The following is a 22,758-nucleotide window of genomic DNA, read 5'->3' on the forward strand; positions in this document are numbered from 1 at the left end:
TTATCGCCTATTTATGGGGAATAACCACACCACATAGGCGCTGCCTTGCCTAAATACCAAACAGACTGCTGCAAATTTAACCTTGAAAGATCAACAGACCCTAAAGTAACAATAAACTACCTAACCCTAAAAAGGTCACAAAGCCGACAATATCAGTTACTGTGGTTAAAATAACTGAGCCTGATAATGCAGGGTCAATTTTCATTTTATCTAAAATAGACGGGATCACTACGCCCGCCAACGATGCAGCCACTAAATTCAGCAGTATTGCCACGGTAATGGTTATACTAAGCATTATATCGTTAAACCACAGGTAAGTTAGCAAACCAATCACTAAAGCCCATACCAAGCCATTTACCGCCCCTACACGCAGCTCTTTTTTAAGTAGAGCGTTACGGTTTGAGTCGGTAACTTGACCAAGCGCAAGACCGCGCACTATAACTGTTAAGGTTTGACTACCCGCTATTCCGCCCATAGAGGCTACTACAGGCATTAATACCGCAAGTGCCACCACTTGTTCTATGGTGGCGCCAAATAAGCCTATAAACCATGAGGCTAAAAATGCGGTTGCTAAGTTGATACCTAACCAAATACCACGGTTTTTAGCACTTTTGCGAACACTGGCAAATAGGTCTTCGTCTTCACGTAAACCACCGGCTTTTGCTGTGGCTTCGTCAGCAATTTCTTGACGTAACTCGTAAGCCGATGCAATGGTTAAACGTCCTATTAGTTTGTTATCGGCATTAACCACAGGCATAGCCATTTGCTCGCTGTGAATAACCACTTCTGCGGCTTCATATAAATCATGGTCTGCGTGCAATGAGGTAAAGTCATGATTAGCAAGAGTCATTAAGCTCTCGTTATCATTTGCTTTTATTAGGTCATTAACTGCCACTTCGCCGATTAAGCTACCTTTACGGCTCACTAAATAAATCACTTCGCTGTACTGCGGTAACCCTTTATGTAGCAGCTTTTTAGCGCCACCAGCAGTGAGCTTGTCAGACACCTTTAAAAAGTCAAAGCCAATCCAGTGACCTAACTGCTCAGGTGTATATTGTTGCGCCAGCTCGTATTGTTTGGTTTGTGCTTCATCTAGCTGCTTTTTTGCATAATCAATGAAACGTTGTGGAATAACTTCTTCTAATTCAAGCAGCTCTTCAACATTAACTTCGTCTAATAATTTAAAACCGTCGCTGTCATCTAGAGTCTGCAATAACCACAAACAGCTATCTTCACTTAAATTAACGAAAATTTCGTGTTGCGTGTCTTCATCTAATAAATGCCAAATTTCAAGGCGTTGCTCTTTAGGAATAGCTTCAAACAACAAAGATAAGTGTTCGGTTGATAAGGTTTGCTGAGCATCTATAAGTAATTTATTTTTGCGCTCTGTGGTATCACACTGCAATAAGTCGTTTATGAGTTGTGGTAACTGATCAACCGGATACTCTATCATTTCAAAACCCTAAAATAGTCTTTCACTATAAATTTACTGTAATAAGTAAGCACTTATTAATAAGAATAGCTAATAGTGTACATTAGAGACGAATAAAAATATTAAAAAATCTCTGTGTCGTTAGATATTTATAGCCGCTATCACCCACTCAGCGCCAACCAATAAAAAAGCCGTAACAAATAATGTTACGGCTTAGCGTAGTTAGCAATTTAAATCACGCTATCTATATTTTAAATTGTCCTACTAGGTCACCCAAGTTTTCACCTCGCCCTGCTAGCTGCTGACTTACTGAAGAAGTGGTTTTACTCGACTGTGTTAACTCATTAACTATTTCTTGAATCGCATACACGTTACGGTTTATTTCTTCTGTCACACTGCTTTGCTCTGTTGCCGCTGTAGCAATTTGTGTGCTCATATCATTAATGGTGGTCACGGACGTGGTTACCGCACCTAAGCTTTCAGAAATAGCGCGAGAAGACTCAACTGAACGATTACAGCTTTGTTGACTCGCATGCATAGCATCAACAGCTGCCGTTACTAAATTATGTAACTCGCTTAGCATTTCGTTAATTTCTAATGTGCTATCTTGGGTTCTGCTCGCTAAGCTTCTAACTTCATCAGCCACCACCGCAAAACCACGACCTTGCTCACCTGCGCGTGCCGCTTCAATTGCCGCATTTAATGCCAATAAGTTTGTTTGTTCAGCAATGCCACCAATTACACTCAATACGCTGTTAATTTTTTTAGATTGCTCACTTAACGAGTTAACCTGCTCTGCTGCTTGATTAATTTCGCCCATTAAGTTTGATACTTCGCTCAGTGAAACATCCACACAATCTTGCGCGTTAGCCACTTCTTTTGTTGCCGCCTGCGTTGATACTGCAACTTGTGTGGTATTTTGCGCAACTTCATGCGAGGTTGCTGACATTTCGGTAATCGCTGTTGCCACTAAATCGGTTTCATGGTTATGCTTTAATAACTTGTCTTCTATGAGTAATGTTTGCGTATTAATATCTGAAGAGGCTGTTTTAACGTCACTTGTTACATCAACCACACCGGCAATAATGCTGTGTAGCTTGCTCACAAATACATTGAAAGATTCACCTAACTGACCAATTTCATCATGAGTATCTATTTCTAAGCGTCGGGTTAAATCCCCCTCCCCTTTAGCAATATCATCTAAGCTTTGCACCATACGTTTAATCGGTTTTAGCATATTATTAGAAGCATACAACGCACCGGCTGCTGCTAAACCAAGAAGCAGAAGTGATATTAAAACCAAAGTGGTCATTTTTTCGCTTAAATGGCGCTCCATAGTTGCTTGATACTTTACCAGCTCAGCTTCAATATCATCCATATACGTGCCAGTGCCTATCATCCAATTGGTACCTGGGATCATTGCAGCATAACCAATTTTTTCGACTAAGCCGGTGGTGTTGGGCTTTTGAAAATGATAGGTAAACGAGCCACCGCCTTTACGCGCTTGCTCAAGTAAGCCAACCACTATTTTTTTACCGTTTGGGTCGGTCATCCCTATTTTATTTTGACCTTCTATTGCATCACCCAGTAATGCATGAAAAACACTAATACCATCGGTATCATAAATAAAGTAGTAACCATCTTCGCCAAAGGTTAAATCTCGCAACGCATTTTTAGCGTCTTGTTCATTTCCTTGTGCTAATTGGTATTGCACTACTTTAGAGCCGATTTCTATTTCTGTTCTTAGCAAGGTTTGTTTATCAGCAATTAATTTAGTTTTGAACTCATTAAAGTTTTGCTGTTGATTCTGCTTCTCTAAATAATAAGAGCCCGCCATAAAACTGATTAGTAATACTATCAATGGTAAAACAGCCAACAGTAGCAACTTGTTTTTTAAGCTTAAATTACCCATTATTTCTCCAATTAACATTATAAGCCATTAAGCTTTTTATTTTTCAGCCGCTTAGCAGCTAAGTTTCCATTGTTTATATTACTTACAATAGCGCCACACTTGTATACAAATTAAGCACAAACAGAGTTAATTCGCAATTTAATATACTCGTATGCTAGTAAAACACACTAAAAACAACTTTTTAACTAGACAATAGTATAAATATAGTAATAAACAACTGATTTGGTTCCTTGTTTTAAATCCTTACTAGAACACAATTTGTTAAACTTACTTAAAGCTAAATTAACCTTACTAACGCTATCTTAGCGTAAATTAAAATTAAACATTGGCTATCACACAAAGGTCTTGCTTTCTGAGTTAAAACACAAATAATGAAGCAACTAACCACTGGGTAAGAATGAGGAAAATGAGTTATATACTAACCACCCAATGCGCAGACGATATAGGCTTAATCGCCAAAATTACCGGACTGTGTAATCAGCATAATTTAAATATTATTCGTAATAACGAATTTGTTGATAAAGATGCACAACGCTTTTTTATGCGCACAGAGCTTACGGGCGAACCACATGCTGAGTTTTTGTCACAACTGCGCGACGTATTACCAGCTGGCGCAAAAGTGGCACTGCACGGTGAAGAAAAAACCAAAGTGGTACTATTAGCCACAAAAGAAGCTCATTGCTTAGGCGGCATGTTACTTAAGCAATTTGAACAAGCTCTAAACATAGAGATACTCGCCGTTATCGCTAACTACCCTACTCTAGAGCCTCTAGTGGAAGGGTTTAATATTCCTTTTCATGTGGTTTCTCATGAAGGACTTACGCGCAGTGAGCACGACGAAAAAGTCGGTGACTTAATTGCCAGCTATAACCCTGACATTATTGGCCTAGCTAAATACATGCGTATTTTAAGCCCTGAATTTGTGGGTCGTTTTGAGGGTAAAATAATTAATATTCATCACTCATTTTTACCTGCTTTTATTGGTGCAAAACCATATCACCAGGCATTTGAACGTGGTGTCAAAATTATTGGTGCCACGGCTCACTTTGTTAATAATGAGCTAGACGAAGGCCCGATTATTTTACAAGACGTGTCGAGTGTGACCCATGCGAATACAGCTGAGATGATGGCTAAAATGGGTAAAGATGTGGAGAAAACGGTGTTTTGTAAAGCACTGCAACTAGCATCAGAGCATAAGCTGTTTATTAATGGCAATAAAACCGTCGTATTTTCATAATTAGCTTTATATAGCTATTAAAAATGCCAGCTAATAAGCTGGCATTTGTTTATCCAATATAACTAAACCTGAACATTGATTAAGAGACTTTATTAAAACAAAGTAAATTTACGTATCAGCTGTTTTCTATTGCAAGTAAATTCAACCTAATAGAACCGAAAATAGAGCCTTTTGTTAGATTTATATCATTATTTTCCTCGACCTTTACTATCAACTTCCACGGCCAAAATATGCAATTTTCCTCTTGGCTTGGCCAAACCATTCACTTTATGGGTTAGCTGAAATATCAGGTTATTTACTACACTCCCTTTTAAGCAATAACAACTTTTAAGAGATTTAACTTATCATATTCAAGTAACCTTAAGCTGAACAATATTATTGATATATAATCAGAAATTAAGCAATAATGTCTTAATGCATGCATTATTTTAGCTATGCTGATATTCCCTTTTTAGGGTTTACTATTTATAAGGAGCATTTGATGGCTTTTGATTACGGATCAATCGATCTTGGACTAAAAAACCCTTTCAAACTGGAAGGTAAAGTAAAAGCAATAAGAGGGCTTATTGAATCTGTTGTTGGCGTCAGCTTGCTTGTTATCGCGTCTAGCTCTGTAAAAGAAGATGCAACAGCAGGTTGGATCTTAATGATATTTGGCATGTTAATACTCGCCCTAGGCATTCGGACTTTATCGGGTGGTATTTATGCAACGCTTAAGTACTTCGTAGGTAGAAACCACCCAACATCGCTGGCGTTTAATTTTAGCAAGTCGCAAACCTCAACTGCACAAGAAGAAAAAAACGAGGTAGCCTACACTGCGCAAACATTAGAAGAAATGCTTGTTGGTCGCAAAAACAGTACTTTTAAAGAACCGAATGGCTTTTTATCGCGTTTGCTACATAGTTTAGTACCAAAACTATTATTTTTACCCTACCCAATACGTAATGTTGCCCAACGTTTATTTGGCTCATGGATAAGCACACTGGTTGCTCTTATCGCTTACGCATTGGTCGCCTTTGTGTCACTGTCTGGTTTTACCGGTGAAGCTGGCGAACTAGCTTTTCCAATATATAGTGCCATATTAATGTTTTATGTGCTGTTTTCTTGGCGCTCTTCTGGCAAACCTATTTCACGTAATGCAGAGAGAAATATTGAAGCCTTAGGTACTGGTGCTCTTGCTAAAATCATTTCTTTATCCTTTATATTGCCCATTGCTATAGGCCTGTCTATGTCGTGGATAATGCAAGAACAGCGCATAAGCAAACAACAAATAGACAATTGGCTTGAGCAATTACCCAACCTTAACGCGGGCCTCTATTTAACTGCCATTATTATTTTAGCTGCACTTAGTTGTGCACTTGTTTTTGTGATGATTAAAGCGCGTTTAAACGAAGTGACACCAAGCGCTGAAGTATCAGAACTACGAGAAAACTGGCAAGAGTCTGTTCATCCAGATGAAATTTTTATAAATCTTGATAACTTAGTAATGGCTAATCGTCGTTATAAAGAAGTACCTAATAGGGTTTATCGTGAGCTAGATCCTAAACTACAAGAGCAAATTGAAGGAAAAGGTGGGTTTAAAGGCGAAATGATTCAAGAGATTCAGCCTAAACTACACACAATGGATTTAGGTAAGCACTTTAACCTTTCTCGTTTAGTTGCGTTAATTAGTGGTAACTTACTCTACATTGTAGCGCTTACCTTTACTGTGTTGCTTGCTTACTCTTTTATTAATATTTACCACTACATTGACGCTGCTAATATAAATAGTATTGAACAAGCCTTTAATAATAAAAATATTATTGAGTTTAGCGAGCTGTTAATGGCAAGTGTTCATTTATTACTTATCGGCATATTAGTTAAAGCATTTGCTCAGCTGCTGAGCAATAGTGCCCATTTATTTTTTGCTGAAATGCAATTTGAATCTTTACTCGTGTATTTCAAGTGCGAGGGCACATTTACTGAGTCAAAAATATCAACGGGCACCGGTATTCATGATAGCACACGCTCGGAAAATACCTTGGTACGTAGCAGCATAACGCCTTGGGTGATTGTTTCGCGCATTGTTTCTACAACCTTTGCAGCTACAGGCATGAAAAACCTCGAGCATCCTCGACATATTATGGAAATGCATAAAGATGAAGGTCAATTACAAGCAATCAAAAAAGATGTAATAGCATTTTTGAAAGATCGAGAATCAATTGCCTCTATCACTAGCGAACGCGATTTAGGCAATGCATCTCAACTGCACCAGTTAAACCAGCAAACACGGGCTATGCCTATGCAGCCAGCTTTAACCAAAGATGATGAGGAAGCCGCTGGTTTTTTACGTCAGGAAGACGATTTAGCGTCTGAGCCAAAAACCTAGCTTATCTATATATGCCACCTTATTATTAGGTGGCATCTTTCCACACTAAAATCCCCCTCTCTACACATTGATGTAAATGTAATTTCCCCCCTGCAAGCGCAGTAAAGACAGGAAGGGAAATGAGGAAAATAAGTAATGCACTAACCAACTAATACGCAGACGATATAGGCTTAGCCAAAATTACCAAACTCTGTAATCAGCATAATTTAGATATTATTAGGCCTTGTTGATAAAGATGCACAACGCCTTTTATGAGAGCAGAACTCACAGGCTAATCCCGCAGCGATTTTTTATTATAACTTTGCGAAGGATTGCAAAAGTGGTACTGCACGGCGAAGAAAAAACCAAAGTTGTATTATTAGCTCCAAAAGAAGCCTCTGTTTAGGCGGCATGTTATTAAACCAACTTGGTAATACTCTAGCTGTTTATTAATGGCAATAAAACCGTCGTATTTTCATAATTAGCTTAATATAGCTATTAAAAATGCCAGCTAATAAGCTGGCATTTTTATAAGTAAATAATAAACCTTACTTAACTAGGGTGTGTAATACGTTGGTGCCCCAGGGCCTACTGGCATACCTAAAACAAATACCCATAAGTAAAACAGTACCACCCAGCCAACAAAGAAGATTAAGCTGTATGGCAACATAGTGGCTACCAAAGTACCTATTCCCATGTCTTTTTTGTATTTAGTGGCAACCGCAAGAATTAAACCAAAGTAACTCATCATCGGGGTAATTAAGTTAGTTACTGAATCACCAATACGATAAGCCGCTTGAATTGTCTCGGGTGCATAACCTATGAGCATAAGCATAGGAACAAAGATAGGCGCTGTTACTGCCCACTGCGCTGACGATGAGCCTAGAGTTAAGTTAACTAAAGCACACATCAAAATAAACAGTACAAATACTTCCGGTCCAGTTAAGCTAAGAGCTTGTAGTAACGCGGCACCGTTAATCGCTAAAATGGTGCCTAAGTTAGTCCATTTAAAAAATGCCACAAACTGCGCAGCAAAAAACACTAATACAATGTACATGCCCATAGAGCTCATACTTTTGCTCATGGCATTTATCACGTCTTTATCATTTTTCATGGTGCCAACCACGCGACCATACACAAAACCCGGAATACCAAAGGTGACAAAAATAAAAACAACAATCCCTTTTAAAAACGGCGAGTGAGCAACTAGACCTGTTTCAGGGTTACGTAAAATACCGTCTGCTGGAACAATCGTCCAAGCGAGCAACAACGAAACAACAAGTAATGAAACTCCAGCCCATTTTAAACCTGATTTTTCTTTGTCAGTTAAACCGGCAATATTATTTTGAGCTAAATCTTCACTGGCTTCATCTGGGTTATATTTACCTAAACGTGGCTCAACAATTTTCTCAGTAACAAGTGTACCTAAAACAGCAATTAGCAATACTGAAATCATCATAAAATACCAGTTTGCTTCAGCGCCTACTTGGTAAGTTGGATCAATCATTTGTGCTGCAGGCGTCGTAATACCCGCTAATAACGGATCGATAGTGCCAAGTAATAAGTTAGCGCTATAGCCACCCGATACACCAGCAAACGCTGCAGCAAGGCCTGCAAGCGGATGACGACCTAAACTATGAAATATCATTGCCGCTAGAGGGATCAATACGACATAACCCAGCTCAGATGCTGTGTTTGATAAAATAGCAGCGAATACCACCATAAAGGTAACTAAGCGTTTAGATGCACCCATAACCATGCCACGCATTGCCGCAGACAATAGCCCAGAATGTTCAGCAACACTTACACCTAATAGCGCCACTAACACCGTACCTAATGGGGCAAAGCTGGTAAAGTTAGTTACCAATCCCGTTACAATACGCTGTAAGCCCTCGGCACTGAGTAAGCTAACGACTTCAATTACACCATCTGGATCGCGCCCAGCAGAGCCCTCAGGGCGAGGATCGATAGCACTAAGTCCAAACCAATCAGCAACGCCACTAAATAAAATAATGGCAATACAAAACAGCGCGAATAAGGTAATTGGGTGGGGAAGCATATTCCCTAAAAATTCTACCGTGGCTAAAAATCGATTAAACCAACCGCCCTTTGCGGCCTGATTTTCATCTTGGGATGTGTGTGGTGAGTCCATTGAGTCTGACATACCATGCTCTCTTAATTACAAAATGCCCGTAACCTAGCATTATTTTCTGAGCAGGTCATGTAATAAAGATGAATGACTTGTTATGTCATGGTAATTAACTGATGGGTTTTATTGTGATGGGGTTACAAAAAAGAGGCTCTCGCCTCTTATTTAGTCTGCTTAAGCTTGCTCTATCGGTTCTAGTTGTAGTTTTGCAGCAATTAAAACAGCTTGAGTTCGATTATAAACACCGAGTTTTCTAAATATGGCAGTGATGTGAGCTTTGACTGTGGCTTCTGAAATGTGAAGTTCGTACGCAATTTGTTTATTCAGTAACCCTTCGTGCAAATATTGTAATACGCGGTATTGCTGTGGAGTAAGTGATGCTACTTGTGCAGCAATTTCTCTATCTGCGCCTTCTATTTCAGCCACTTTACTTTTTAGTTCGGTTGGCAGCCAAGTATCGCCTTCGAGTATTTGGTTAATTGCGTTGGCAATATCGTCAGATGATGATGACTTAGGAATAAACCCCATTGCCCCATAACCCATAACTTTCGAAACAATATTTACATCTTCACTACCCGAAACCACCGCAATAGGTAAGCTTGGGTAATCTTCACGTATACGGATCAAGCCGTATAAGTCACCGTTACCTGGCATGTGTAAATCTAGTAGTAATATATCAAGATCTTCTTGTTCGCTTAACACCTGCAATGTGCTATCAAAATCCGCTGATTCAAATACTTCTAAACCTGCAAACTTTGCACTCAAAGCGCCCTTTAGTGCTTCACGAAATAACGGATGATCGTCCGCTATTAAAAACTGACTCATTGTTCACTCCCAAAAATTCGGCTGCTATCCAATAGACAACAGCCGATATACTACGTTTAGAATCAACTTCTAATCAAGCTTTTAACGCGAAATTAACGATTTAATCGATTTTCTACTAGCTCATCAACCACTGACGGATCCGCAAGTGTTGAGGTATCACCAAGCTGTTGGTGCTCATTTGCCGCGATTTTACGTAAAATACGACGCATAATTTTGCCAGAACGTGTTTTTGGTAAACCTGGAGACCACTGAATCATATCTGGTGATGCTATTGGGCTTAGCTCTTTACGTACCCAATTACGGATCTCTTTTGTTAGCTCATCACTCACCGTTACACCCTCGTTAGGAGTTATGTAAACGTAAATACCTTGGCCTTTAATATCATGCGGGTAGCCTACTACTGCTGCTTCAGCTACAGCTTCATGAGCAACTAACGCACTTTCAATTTCCGCAGTACCTAAACGGTGCCCAGACACATTAAGTACGTCATCAACGCGTCCTGTGATCCAATAATCACCGTCTTCATCACGACGACAACCGTCACCAGTAAAGTACACACCAGGATAAGCGCTAAAGTAGGTTTGTTCAAAGCGCTCATGGTCGCCATAAACGGTTCGTGCTTGTGAAGGCCAGCTATCTAAAATCACAAGGTTACCATCAACCGCACCTTCCAATGTATTACCTTCAGCATCAAATAATGCAGGTGCAATACCAAAGAATGGACGTGTTGCAGAGCCAGGTTTCATATCGGTTGCACCTGGTAATGGCGCAATCATGATGCCACCGGTTTCGGTTTGCCACCAAGTATCTACAATTGGACAATTCGACTTACCAATTTTTTCATAGTACCAGGTCCATGCTTCTGGATTGATCGGCTCCCCCACAGAACCTAAAATGCGTAAGCTGTCACGATGTGAGCTTGCAATCGGCTCTTCGCCTTTAGCCATCAATGCACGAATGGCAGTAGGTGCTGTGTATAAAATTGTCACGTTATGTTTATCAACCACTTCGCTCATACGACCAGCAGTTGGGTAAGTTGGTACGCCTTCAAATACGACTTGTGTACACCCATTAACGAGCGGCCCATAAGCAATATAACTGTGACCTGTGATCCAGCCAACATCAGCACTACACCAAAAAATATCATCGTCTTTTAAATCAAAAATGTATTCGTGGGTCATAGATGAATACACTAAATAGCCACCAGTGGTGTGTACCACCCCCTTGGGCTGACCGGTAGAACCTGAGGTGTATAAAATAAACAGCGGGTCTTCAGCATTCATGTGTTCAGGTTCGCAATCTGGCGCTTGGTCTGCAACTAAGTCATGCCACCAAATATCATGGTCGTGCCAATCAACATCGCCTGAAGTTAGTTTATGTACCACTACATGCTCAACGGTGGTGACTGAATCTTGTAATACTGCTTCATCTACATTGGCTTTTAGCGGTACACAATTACCTGCACGTCGGCCTTCATCTGAGGTGATCACCACTTTAGCACCCGAATCATTAATACGATCCGCAATAGCTGACGGTGAAAAGCCACCGAATATAACTGAATGAATAGCACCTATACGGGCACAAGCTTGCATTGCGTATATAGCTTGCGGGCTCATTGGCATATAAATGGCTACACGGTCACCTTTTTTAACACCTAATTTTTTTAAACCATTGGCAAACTTTGCCACTTCATCATGTAGCTGTTGGTAGGTGATATTTTCGCTTTGTGAAGGATCATCACCTTCCCAAATTAATGCTACTTTATCCGCTTTTGTTTTTAAGTGACGATCAATACAGTTATAAGAGGCATTCAGGTAGCCATCTTCATACCATTTAATATTGATATGGCCTTTGTCAAATGAAGTGTTTTTTACTTTTGAATATGGAGTAAACCAGTCAAGACGCTTACCGTGCTCAGCCCAAAACCCTTCAGGGTCTTCGATAGACTGTTTATACATCGTATTATATTTTTCATTATCGACGAGCGCTGCGTTTTTTATCTGCGCAGGAACTGGATAGATACTTTGTGACATATTAGTCTCCAATTTATATTACTTGCCTTAGGCTTTTCATCAAGGATTACTCAGCAGTGCACTATTAAATATTAGACATTAGTTGTATCTGGGTTCAAACAACGATTATCTTATCTATAATCCTCATGGCTACACCTTATTTACATAAAAAACATACTATTAAATAAAAGTATATGAGCCTTCAATAATTATTAAACCTTAGTCTAATAGACTAATAGTTGATTGAGTAAATTGTGTACATATACAACAGTAGCTTAAATATATAAAAACCTTGATTGTTTATTAATAACTCGTATTTACTAACAAATTAAATTAAAGATAATTAAATTCAATCTGTTAGTACTATATAAGTAACACACATTAATGCATATCATAAGCAAACAACATACAACAAGTAGCCTATAAAAGGACGCAACAATGAAATTTACTCCAATTAAAACACTAGCAGCGACTGCTGTACTATGTGCACTTTCTAGCACAGCTTATGCTGCTACAGCTGCAAAAATAGGTGATACAGAATTCACCTATGGTGGATACATTAAACTCGACGCAATGTGGAGTGACTATTCAGCAGGCGCTCCTGCAGGCAGCAGTGTTGGCCGTGACTTTTATGTACCAAGTACATTAACAGTTGGTAGCGATGATAGTTCAGACGCAGTATTTGATATGCACGCTCGTGAGTCACGTTTCAATTTTGGAACTGCTACCTTACTAGATAACGGTAAAACGGTTAAAACTAAAATAGAACTAGACTTTTTAGCGTCTGCCCCAGGTGGCAACGAGCGTGTGTCTAATTCATATTCTCCGCGTATTCGCCATGCATTTATTTCATACGATGGTTGGTTATTTGGTCAAACATGGTCAAACTTTCAAAACGTTGGTGCATTACCAGAAGCGCTTGATTTTGTTGGCCCAGCAGAAGGCACAGTGTTCGTTCGTCAATCTCAAATTAAATACACTACAGGTGCATGGTCTTTCTCTTTAGAAAATCCAGAAAGCACAATTACTACAGCAGGTGGTGGTATGGCAGTGACTGATGATGCCTCATTACCTGACTTTACCGCACGCTATACTCACAAAGCGGATTGGGGTAACTTTGTAGTAGCAGCCCTTGCTCGTCAACTGACCTACAAAGTAGGTGGTGTTGATGCCGATGAAACCTCATTTGGTGTTAGTGCATCGGGTATGGTGAAGTTTGGTCAAGACAATCTAAAATTTATGCTTACGCAAGGTAAAGGACTAGGTCGTTATGTTGGTCTAAACGTATCTCGTGGTGCGGTTCTCAATGGTGATGACCTAGATGCGATTGATTCAACATCAGGTTTTATTGCATATCAACATAAGTGGAATAGCCAGTGGCGCTCTACTTTCCTATATTCGTTCTTATCTGCTGATAACGATGAAAACCTACTTGCAATGTATGGCGATCCTACAGAATCAAGCCAAAGCTACAGTGCAAATATTTTATACTCACCGGTTAAACGTCTAACCTTTGGTGCGGAATTTAAACATGCAGAACGAGAGCTTGAAAGTGGCGTAGATGGCGACCTAGATCGTTTACAATTTTCTGTAAAGTATGCGTTTTAATTTCCTAACCAATTAAAATACTGATTTACTTCCTGAGCGGCTTCGGCCGCTTTTTTTGTTTTTAACCAGAGCTCAAGTTAACCAAATCCATGCGCTTTACTTAAAAAATGTCAAAGACGTGTAAAATACCGCGCAAACGTAATTGCAAATCACTCTCATTTAGATTAAATTACCAACCAAATTTAATCTTATGGGAAACAAGATGCTGCACAAACATAAAAACTCTGCATTTAAACTGAGTCTACTTACTTCACTGGTTTTATCTGGATATGCTGTTGCAAACGACACGCAAGACAACCTGCCTCTAGAAAAAATAGCCGTTTATGGGCAACATCATAAAAACTATATCACCGAAGAAGCACAGTCTGCGACTAAGCTAGGTCTAACAATTAAAGAGACCCCACAGTCAATTTCTGTTGTTTCACGCGCGCTGATGGATGATTTTTCACTTGATGATATTAACGCAGTATTAGAAAGCACACCTGGCGTAACAGTAGAGCAAATAGAAACTGACCGTACTTACTTTAAAGCGCGTGGTTTTGAAATAACTAACTTTTTAATTGATGGCTTAGGAACACCGCAAAATTCCGGTTCAATTCAAGGTACACTAGATACTGCAATTTATGATCGCGTTGAAATTGTACGTGGTGCCAATGGCATGATGACCGGTGCAGGTAACCCATCTGCGACTATTAATATGGTGCTAAAAAAGCCAACCTACACAACGCAAGCTAATGCATCGGCTTCTTATGGTTCGTGGAATAACAAACGTGTAGATATTGATGTTTCCGCACCGATTAACGATGAACACGCTGTTCGTGCTGTATTTACTAAGCAAGATAAAGAGTCGTACCTAGACCGTTACGAAACCGATAAGACCATTGCCTACCTTGCCTATGAGGGTAAGCTAACTGACGATACACTACTAAGCATTAACTATGTAAACCAGCAAAAAGATGCCGATAGCCCTCTATGGGGCGCGTTACCGCTTTATTACACTGATGGTTCACCAACTGATTATGATGAGTCAACTAGTACAGCTGCAGATTGGTCGTATTGGGATAATAGCGCTGAACGTATCTATGTAACACTTGAGCAAAACTTATCAGCGACTTGGGTTGCTAAAGCCCGTTATGCCCATATAAAAAATGAACAAAATTCTGAGTTATTTTATGTATATGGTACCCCAGATAAAGATACTGGTTTAGGTTTAACCGGCTATGCGAGTCGTTATGATTACAAAGACACACAAGATTTGTTTGATTTATATGCCAGCGGTAAGTTTGAGCTATTTTCTTTAGAGCACGACTTATCATTCGGCATTAGCCAAGCAAACATGGACTTTAATGACCAATCTCTTTATGACTACAGCACAGGAAATGGTTTCCCTGCGATGCCTGATTTAGCGACTTGGGATGGGATAGCACCAGAAGCAACACTGGTTGATAAACCTGACGGCAGTGATGTACAAAATACACAAAGATCGGCCTATGTTTCAACTCGTATAAAACTAGCAGAGCCATTAAGCATTTTGGCTGGCGTACGCTATACCGACTGGGAAACTAAAGGTACTGCTTATAGTGTAGTGCAAACCCGCGATGACTCAGAGGTTATTCCTTACATTGGTACTGTGTACGATTTTACCGAGTCATTATCAGCTTACGCTAGCTACACAGAAACGTTTGTGCCGCAAAAAGAATTAGACATTAACGCTGAACAACTGGCTCCTGTTATTGGTAAAAGTGCTGAAGTTGGTTTAAAAGCACAACTTTTAGATGAGCAAGTATTTGTAACACTGGCCTATTTTGATGCTAAGCAAGATGGACTTGCTGTTGCACTTCCGGGCTCCCTTCCAAGCGATACGCGTTATTACGCTGCAGATGGTATTAACAGTGATGGTTTCGAAATTGAATTAAGCGGTCGCTTAACTGATGATTTAAGTGCCAGCATCAGCTTTAGTAATTTAAGTATTGATGGTGATGAACTCGTTAAAGATTACACCCCAGAAAACCAATTAAAAATGGCAGCCACTTATCAAGTGCCATTTTTTGATGGTTTAACCTTAGGTGCTAATTACCGCTGGCAAGATTCTATTAGCCGTGTGCAAGTGAAAGATCCAGCAGGCAACGCATTGGCAACTACAAAACAAGATGCTTATGGCTTATTAGATTTAATGGCCACCTACGAAATTACTCAAAACGTCGGTGTTACCTTTAATGTTAATAACAGTACTGATGAAAAGTACATAAACAGCCTTTATTGGGAGCAAGGTTACTACGGGGCACCGCGTAACTACTCATTGTCAGTTAACTGGCAGCTATAAAGCTAACTAGGCTTTAAGTCACTTTATAGCAAACAATAAAAAAGCGCTAACCTAATGGTTAGCGCTTTTTTTAAGCTCGGGTCAAATCAAGCTTTAAAACAAATGGGCTTAAAGGTCGCCTTCATCACCTAATACGTCTTCGCCATCTTCTGGCTCAACCGTTGCTTTTAGCAATAGCATCTCTCGTAATTTACCTTCAATTTCATCTGCAATTTCAGGATTTTCTTTAAGGAACTTAATCGAATTAGACTTACCTTGGCCAACTTTGTTGCCATTGTAACTGTACCAAGCACCCGCTTTTTCAACAATTTTGTGCTTAACACCTAAATCAATCAGCTCGCCCTGCTTAGAAATACCTTCGCCATACATAATGATAAATTCAGCTTGTTTGAACGGCGGTGCAACTTTGTTTTTCACAATTTTAACGCGCGTTTCATTACCAACAACTTCATCGCCTTCTTTTACCGAACCAATACGGCGAATATCAATACGTACAGAGGCGTAAAATTTCAGGGCATTACCACCAGTTGTTGTTTCAGGGTTACCAAACATTACACCAATTTTCATACGGATTTGGTTAATGAAAATACATAGTGTGTTTGAACGCTTAATGTTACCTGTAAGCTTACGTAATGCTTGCGACATTAAACGTGCTTGTAGGCCCATGTGTGAATCACCCATGTCGCCTTCAATCTCAGCTTTTGGTGTCAATGCTGCAACCGAATCGACAATCACTACATCAACCGCGCTTGAACGCACTAACATGTCACAAATTTCCAGTGCTTGCTCACCTGTATCTGGTTGAGATACCAGTAACTCATCAATGTTAACACCTAGTTTTTGTGCATAAATTGGATCAAGAGCATGCTCAGCATCAACAAAGGCACAGGTTTTACCTTCTTTTTGAGCTTCAGCGATAACTTGCAATGTTAGCGTTGTTTTACCTGATGACTCTGGGCCATATACTTCAACAATACGCCCCATTGGCAAGCCGCCTATGCCTAAGGCAATATCAATACCTAGCGAGCCTGTTGATACAGCGTCAATGTTTAACGCTTTATTGTCACCCAATTTCATGATTGAGCCTTTACCAAATTGACGTTCAATTTGTGATAAAGCTGCGTCCAACGCTTTTTGTTTGTTATCGTTCATTTTCTTCTCCAAATCCAGCTAATGCAGACAAGTATACTGTATGAAATCACAGTATCAAGCTAATTTTATTATTTTATCTTCTCTATTATAGTTTTTAAAGAAAATACAATAGCTTGCAGCCTAACTTGCGCCCTGTCACCATTAAATACTTGTTCAAACGTCCAGTGTTTACCGTTAATTTGCAGCCCAAACCACACGAGCCCTACCGGTTTGCCCTCAGTGGCACCACCGGGACCTGCAATTCCTGAAATAGCAATGCCAATATCAGCATTTGCTGCCTTACAGGCACCTGCAGCCATCTCAATGGCTGTTTGTTCGCTTACTGCGCCAAATTGCTCGAGGGTAGCATGCTTCACATTGAGTAATTCTTGCTTGGCGTTATTGCTATAAGTAACAAATGCACGGTCAATATATGCTGAACTTCCGGGGGTATCGGTAAGCGAATAACTCACTCCACCACCAGTACATGATTCAGCGGTAGTGATCCATAAGCGTTTATCCGTTAAAATAGCGCCTAATTGCGCAGCAAGTGTCTTAATCTCTTGATGTAATTCCATATTCAGCCTTTGGGTAAATACATGTCGTTTGATCTTTATGCACCGCACACTATAAAACAACAAACCCCTATGATGCAGCAGTATCTAAAAATAAAATCAGAGCATCGCGATATTTTATTGTTTTATCGGATGGGGGATTTTTACGAACTCTTTTTTGATGACGCAAAACGCGCCGCGCAGTTGCTTGATATTTCACAAACACACCGTGGCAAAGCAGGGGGCGATCCTATTCCTATGGCGGGCGTGCCTTATCATGCGGTAGAAAACTACTTAGCCCGTTTAGTACAAATGGGCGAGTCGGTGGCTATTTGTGAACAAGTGGGTGACCCTGCCACCAGCAAAGGCCCTGTTGAACGCAAAGTAGTGCGTATTGTAACCCCAGGTACTATTTCTGACGAAGCCTTACTACAAGAGCGCCAAGACAACTTACTAACCAGTGTTTGGCAAAATAAAAAAGGTCAATACGGTGTTGCGTATCTTGATATCAACTCTGGGCGCTTCAATGTTGTTGAAGTTAGTACCGATGAAGCATTTAGCTCAACCCTACAACGCTTAGCGCCTGCTGAATTACTATATAGTGAACACTTTGAAAACACTCATTTAATTGAACATATTAAGGGAGCACGTCGTCGCCCAGATTGGGAGTTTGATCTAGACACCGCACAACACTTACTGTGTGAGCAGTTTGGTACCAAAGATTTAGTTGGTTTTGGTGTCGATAAAGCACATAGCGCCTTGGTAGCGGCAGGCTGTTTAATGCAGTACGTAAAAGATACCCAACGTATTGCATTACCGCACATTCGTGCAATTACCCTTGAGCATAACGAACATGCGGTTATTTTGGATGCGCCAACTCGCAAAAATCTTGAACTTACCGTTAATCTATCAGGTGGCTTTGAAAATACCCTTGCTCAAGTGCTTGATAAAACAGCTACAGCTATGGGCTCACGATTACTGAAGCGCCGTATTCATACCCCTATTCGTAATAAAGACGAGTTAAATTCTCGTCTAAATGCCATTAGTGCTATTTTAGATGTGCAATTATGCAGTGAGCTGCATGACGCTCTCAGAGATATTGGTGATATAGAACGTGTAATTGCTCGTTTGGCATTACATACCGCTCGCCCACGTGATTTAACACGGCTTCGCAGTGCACTTCAAGCATTAGCACCGCTGCATAGCTTATTAAACGATGCCACAGATGCGCGTATTTCTCATATTATTGCCCATTCTAAAGAGCTCCCAGAGCTTCAAGCCCTACTTGAGCGAGCAGTGATTGATAACCCACCAGTGTTAATTCGTGATGGCGGTGTTATTGCGCCAGGGTATAACAGCGAACTTGATGAGTGGCGTAATTTAAGCCAAGGTGCCACCGATGTGCTTGAACAGCTAGAGCAGCGCGAACGTGAACGCACAGGTATTAGTACACTTAAAATTGGTTATAACAGAGTGCATGGCTTTTTTATTGAAGTGAGCCGCGCTAACTCGCACTTAGTGCCTGCAGATTATATTCGTCGTCAAACGTTAAAAAATAACGAACGTTATATAATTCCAGAACTTAAAGAACATGAAGATAAAGTCCTCGGCAGCCAATCAAAAGCGCTGGCTCTGGAAAAGCAGCTATACGAACAGTTATTTGAATTTATAGCTCCGCATATTGAGCAGCTACAAATAATGGCTTCGGTCATTGCCGATTTAGATGTACTTAACAATTTAGCAGAGCGTGCCCAAACACTTAATTATGCCAAGCCTGAGCTTTGCGATAACGATAATATTAGCATCAAACAAGGCCGCCACCCTGTGGTTGAGCAAGTAATGAAAGACCCGTTTATTGCCAACCCTGTAGAACTCAATAGCCAGCGTAAAATGCTGATAATTACTGGCCCTAACATGGGCGGTAAATCTACCTACATGCGCCAAACAGCACTAATAGTACTCATGGCGCATATTGGCTGTTACGTTCCTGCCGATAGCGCTAAAATTGGTAATATCGATAGAATATTTACCCGCATTGGTGCCAGTGACGACTTAGCATCTGGGCGCTCTACCTTTATGGTTGAAATGACAGAAACTGCGGCAATTTTAAATAATGCCACCGCACAATCATTGGTATTAATGGATGAAATAGGCCGAGGAACCAGTACTTACGATGGTTTATCACTGGCATACGCGACAGCTGATCATCTTGCTTCAAAAATAGCAGCTAAAACTCTGTTCGCAACCCATTACTTTGAACTCACAGAGCTTGCAGAACAAACACCTGGATTGGTTAATGTGCACTTAGATGCCATTGAACACAACGATACCATTGCCTTTATGCACACGGTATTAGATGGTGCCGCAAGTAAAAGTTTTGGTTTGCAAGTGGCAGCTCTGGCTGGCGTACCTAAAGCGGTTATTGCCCAAGCTAAACAAAAGCTAAGCTTGCTTGAAAATCATCAAAGTGTCACAACAGTCACCACAGAGCAACAGGTTTTACCGTTTGATAGTGAACCGCAAATAATTCAGCCTAGTGAGCTTGAGCAACAAATGACCGCAATAGATCCCGATAACCTATCACCGCGTCAGGCGCATGAACTGCTTTATAAATTAAAAGCACTGCTTTAAACGCAAACAGCCCGACTAAAAGGTCGGGCTGTATTTATTTTTTTGTGTGTTTAGATTAAGCGAACTGTTCAAATAAGCTTTCGGTACTTAATCCTTCTTGCTGCAAGATATCTTTTAACCGACGTAGCGCCTCAACCTGTATTTGGCGAACTCGCTCACGGGTTAACCCAATTTCACGGCCCACATCTTCAAGCGTTGAAGGCTCATAACCGAGTAAACCAAACCGACGTGCCAGTACTTCGCGCTGCTTAGGGTTCAATTCACCTAACCAGTCAATAATATGCGTATTCATATCATTGTTTTGCACTTCACCTTCAGGACCTACATTTTTTTCGTCGGCAATCACATCTAACAATGCACTGTCATTCTCGCCACCAATAGGCATATCTACAGACGCTATTTTTTCGTTTAGGCGAAGCATTTTTGTTACATCTTCGACCGGTCTGTCTAAGCTTTCTGCAATTTCTTCTGCGGTTGGCTCATGATCAAGCTTTTGCGTTAGCTCACGTGCTGTACGTAAATAAACGTTAAGCTCTTTAACTACATGAATAGGTAAACGAATAGTACGGGTTTGATTCATTATTGCCCGTTCAATGGTTTGGCGTATCCACCATGTGGCATAAGTAGAAAATCGAAAACCCCGTTCAGGATCAAACTTTTCAACAGCTCGGATCAGCCCTAGATTACCTTCTTCAATTAAATCAAGTAGAGCAAGCCCACGATTGTTGTACCTACGCGCAATTTTCACAACTAAGCGTAAGTTACTTTCGATCATGCGTTTTCGGGAGGCTTCGCAGCCTTTAAGCGATTTTCGTGCAAAAAACACTTCTTCTTCTGCACTTAATAGAGGGGAAAAACCAATCTCGCCTAAGTATAATTGGGTGGCGTCGAGGTTTTTAGTGACTTCTTCTTTTACAAATACATCTTCATCTTCCACGTCATCAAGTAACTTCGTTGTCTCCTCTATTTTAGAGTCGTCAAACTTATCATCAGTGGGGGTTTTCTCAGCTTTTGCTACATCAGCCATAAGACTTCTCCTGAGCAAGCTATCAATAACTTTATGATTAAGGTCTGTAGTCGTTTTATTAGCTTTTGCTGTATTAGCCATGAGCCTTCTCCAGAACAGTCAATCAACACCTTCAGTTCAGGGTAGGTACTTAGCAGGGTTAACAGCTTTTCCTCGATAACGAATTTCAAAACGAAGTGCCGTTACTGAAGACTCTGAATTACCAATTTCTGCTATTTTTTGTCCCGCCTTCACTATTTGCTTTTCTTTCACAAGTAACGTTGAGTTATGTGCATAAGCACTTAGGTAATCATCATTATGTTTCAATATAATTAAATTACCGTAACCTCTAAGTGCACTACCCGCGTAAACTACTGTTCCTTTTGCAGCGGCGAGTACGGCAGTACCCTTTCTATTAGCAATCTGTAGGCCTTTATAACCATTTTCCTTGTTAGAAAAGCGTTTTGTTATTTTACCTTTAGCAGGCCAAAACCAACTCAACTTTTTAGTTGAAGAACCTTGAGACTGACTAATTTTTTGGTTAGCTTGTTTTTGAACATACCTACGTTTTTTCGGCTTATCAAGCTCTTTCTTTAATTTTCTGTTACTTTTTTGTAAATGAGATGGCTTTTTAACAGCTTTCTTTTTATACTTTTTTTGTGTAACCCTTGAACTGCTTGGTTCTAAAAGGGATACAACCTGACCAGGAACAATAGTGTAAGGTGATGGAATTGAATTATTTTTTGCAAGTTCTCTGAAATCTTTTCCAGCACTAAAAGCAATCGAATAAAGTGTATCGCCTTTTTGTACCGTGTACTTACCACCGTTAATATTAATCCGTGAAGGATAGTCATTAATATTATTATTTAAACTACTTACAGGAGCGGGAACATGGCGAGACGAGCATGCACAAAGCAAAACACTAATAAATAAAGCAACATAACAGCGTATTTGTTTATTCAATGTGTTTTGCCCTCTGTTTTAATATCATTATATTATGGCGATTATCGCAACAATAGGTACGCAACAGCGATTAAAGCAACCACTGCCCAGCCAAGTACTTCAATATATTGGCGTAATTTTTGTTCCATTTTAACTCCGCCCCATTTCATTAAAGCAGATACTAAAAAGAAACGCGCGCCACGCCCAATACCTGAGGCAATAATAAAAGGTAAAAACGCCATTTGTAATACACCAGCGCCAATGGTAAATACTTTATAAGGAATAGGCGAAAACCCCGCTATAAATACCACCCAAACACCGTAATCTTTGAACCATGCAAGCGCCGTATTAAATTTATCTTGCCATTGCATTTGCGCAATAAAGGGCTCTACAACCGGTTCAAATAACCAAAATCCAAGTAAGTAACCCAGCACGCCGCCAAGCACAGAGGCAACCGTAGCAAAGCTTGCAAATCGCCATGCCTTACTTGGTTGCGCTAGCGACATCGGCGCTAACATTACATCGGGCGGGACCGGGAAAAAAACCGATTCGGCAAAGCTCATTCCTGCTAAATAACGTTCTGCGTGGCGGTGTTTAGCCCACACTAGCGCCATATCGTATAACTTGGTAAACAACTTCAAAATGAATT

The 22,758-nt window shown here is 40.3% G+C and carries 15 protein-coding genes; 5 read left to right on the forward strand and 10 right to left on the reverse strand.

Going from position 1 to position 22,758, the window contains the following annotated elements:
* Window positions 1–100: 100 nt before the first annotated feature.
* Window positions 101–1,453, reverse strand: coding sequence for a magnesium transporter (locus AN392_RS13830; RefSeq protein WP_054201776.1), 1,353 nt, complete (start codon window positions 1,451–1,453; stop codon window positions 101–103).
* A gap of 223 nt (window positions 1,454–1,676) precedes the next feature.
* Window positions 1,677–3,344, reverse strand: coding sequence for a methyl-accepting chemotaxis protein (locus AN392_RS13835; RefSeq protein WP_055013046.1), 1,668 nt, complete (start codon window positions 3,342–3,344; stop codon window positions 1,677–1,679).
* A gap of 406 nt (window positions 3,345–3,750) precedes the next feature.
* Here AN392_RS13835 and purU point away from each other — a divergent pair, with 406 nt between their 5' ends.
* Window positions 3,751–4,581: a formyltetrahydrofolate deformylase gene (purU, locus tag AN392_RS13840; RefSeq protein ID WP_055013047.1), complete on the forward strand. Its 831-nt coding sequence runs from the start codon at window positions 3,751–3,753 to the stop codon at window positions 4,579–4,581.
* Window positions 4,582–5,062: 481 nt separating this feature from the next.
* Entirely contained in the window at window positions 5,063–6,949 is a 1,887-nt protein-coding gene (locus AN392_RS13845) for a hypothetical protein (protein ID WP_055013048.1), read from the forward strand.
* Window positions 6,950–7,484: 535 nt separating this feature from the next.
* On the opposite strand, the gene AN392_RS13850 is transcribed toward AN392_RS13845, so the two are convergent.
* The 3 genes from AN392_RS13850 to acs all read right to left on the reverse strand — a co-directional run bounded on the left by AN392_RS13850 (window position 7,485) and on the right by acs (window position 11,935).
* On the reverse strand, window positions 7,485–9,092 hold the full coding sequence (locus tag AN392_RS13850; RefSeq protein ID WP_055013049.1) for an AbgT family transporter: 1,608 nt from the start codon (window positions 9,090–9,092) through the stop codon (window positions 7,485–7,487).
* A gap of 159 nt (window positions 9,093–9,251) precedes the next feature.
* Window positions 9,252–9,902 carry a response regulator transcription factor gene (locus AN392_RS13855; protein WP_008111545.1) on the reverse strand — a complete coding sequence of 217 codons (651 nt, stop codon included), beginning with the start codon at window positions 9,900–9,902 and terminating at the stop codon, window positions 9,252–9,254.
* 92 nt (window positions 9,903–9,994) lie between these two features.
* Window positions 9,995–11,935 (reverse strand): acetate--CoA ligase, encoded by a 1,941-nt coding sequence (gene acs / locus AN392_RS13860; protein WP_055013050.1) that lies wholly within the window; start codon window positions 11,933–11,935, stop codon window positions 9,995–9,997.
* A 417-nt stretch (window positions 11,936–12,352) separates the two neighbouring features.
* Here acs and AN392_RS13865 point away from each other — a divergent pair, with 417 nt between their 5' ends.
* Both AN392_RS13865 and AN392_RS13870 read left to right on the forward strand, forming a co-directional pair.
* Window positions 12,353–13,522, forward strand: a complete 1,170-nt coding sequence (locus AN392_RS13865; protein ID WP_055013051.1) for a DcaP family trimeric outer membrane transporter — start codon at window positions 12,353–12,355, stop codon at window positions 13,520–13,522.
* 202 nt (window positions 13,523–13,724) lie between these two features.
* On the forward strand, window positions 13,725–15,845 hold the full coding sequence (locus AN392_RS13870) for a TonB-dependent siderophore receptor (RefSeq protein ID WP_055013052.1): 2,121 nt from the start codon (window positions 13,725–13,727) through the stop codon (window positions 15,843–15,845).
* A gap of 108 nt (window positions 15,846–15,953) precedes the next feature.
* Here AN392_RS13870 and recA read toward each other — a convergent pair whose 3' ends face one another.
* Together recA and AN392_RS13880 are read right to left on the reverse strand one after the other, a co-directional pair.
* Window positions 15,954–16,997, reverse strand: coding sequence for a recombinase RecA (gene recA, locus AN392_RS13875; protein ID WP_008110343.1), 1,044 nt, complete (start codon window positions 16,995–16,997; stop codon window positions 15,954–15,956).
* 68 nt (window positions 16,998–17,065) lie between these two features.
* Window positions 17,066–17,554, reverse strand: coding sequence for a CinA family protein (locus tag AN392_RS13880; protein ID WP_055013053.1), 489 nt, complete (start codon window positions 17,552–17,554; stop codon window positions 17,066–17,068).
* A 21-nt stretch (window positions 17,555–17,575) separates the two neighbouring features.
* Here AN392_RS13880 and mutS point away from each other — a divergent pair, with 21 nt between their 5' ends.
* Window positions 17,576–20,161, forward strand: a complete 2,586-nt coding sequence (gene mutS / locus AN392_RS13885) for a DNA mismatch repair protein MutS (RefSeq protein WP_055013054.1) — start codon at window positions 17,576–17,578, stop codon at window positions 20,159–20,161.
* 55 nt (window positions 20,162–20,216) lie between these two features.
* Here the strand turns inward: mutS and rpoS are convergent, their stop codons facing one another.
* From rpoS to AN392_RS13900, 3 genes are all read right to left on the reverse strand, one after another.
* Entirely contained in the window at window positions 20,217–21,188 is a 972-nt protein-coding gene (gene rpoS / locus AN392_RS13890; protein WP_054201960.1) for an RNA polymerase sigma factor RpoS, read from the reverse strand.
* A 117-nt stretch (window positions 21,189–21,305) separates the two neighbouring features.
* Window positions 21,306–22,130 (reverse strand): peptidoglycan DD-metalloendopeptidase family protein, encoded by an 825-nt coding sequence (locus tag AN392_RS13895; protein WP_055013055.1) that lies wholly within the window; start codon window positions 22,128–22,130, stop codon window positions 21,306–21,308.
* 41 nt (window positions 22,131–22,171) lie between these two features.
* On the reverse strand, window positions 22,172–22,750 hold the full coding sequence (locus tag AN392_RS13900; protein ID WP_010387753.1) for a YqaA family protein: 579 nt from the start codon (window positions 22,748–22,750) through the stop codon (window positions 22,172–22,174).
* Window positions 22,751–22,758: the final 8 nt, after the last annotated feature.

The organism is Pseudoalteromonas sp. P1-16-1b, assembly GCF_001401785.1.
GTDB classification, from domain to species: Bacteria; Pseudomonadota; Gammaproteobacteria; order Enterobacterales; family Alteromonadaceae; genus Pseudoalteromonas; species Pseudoalteromonas undina.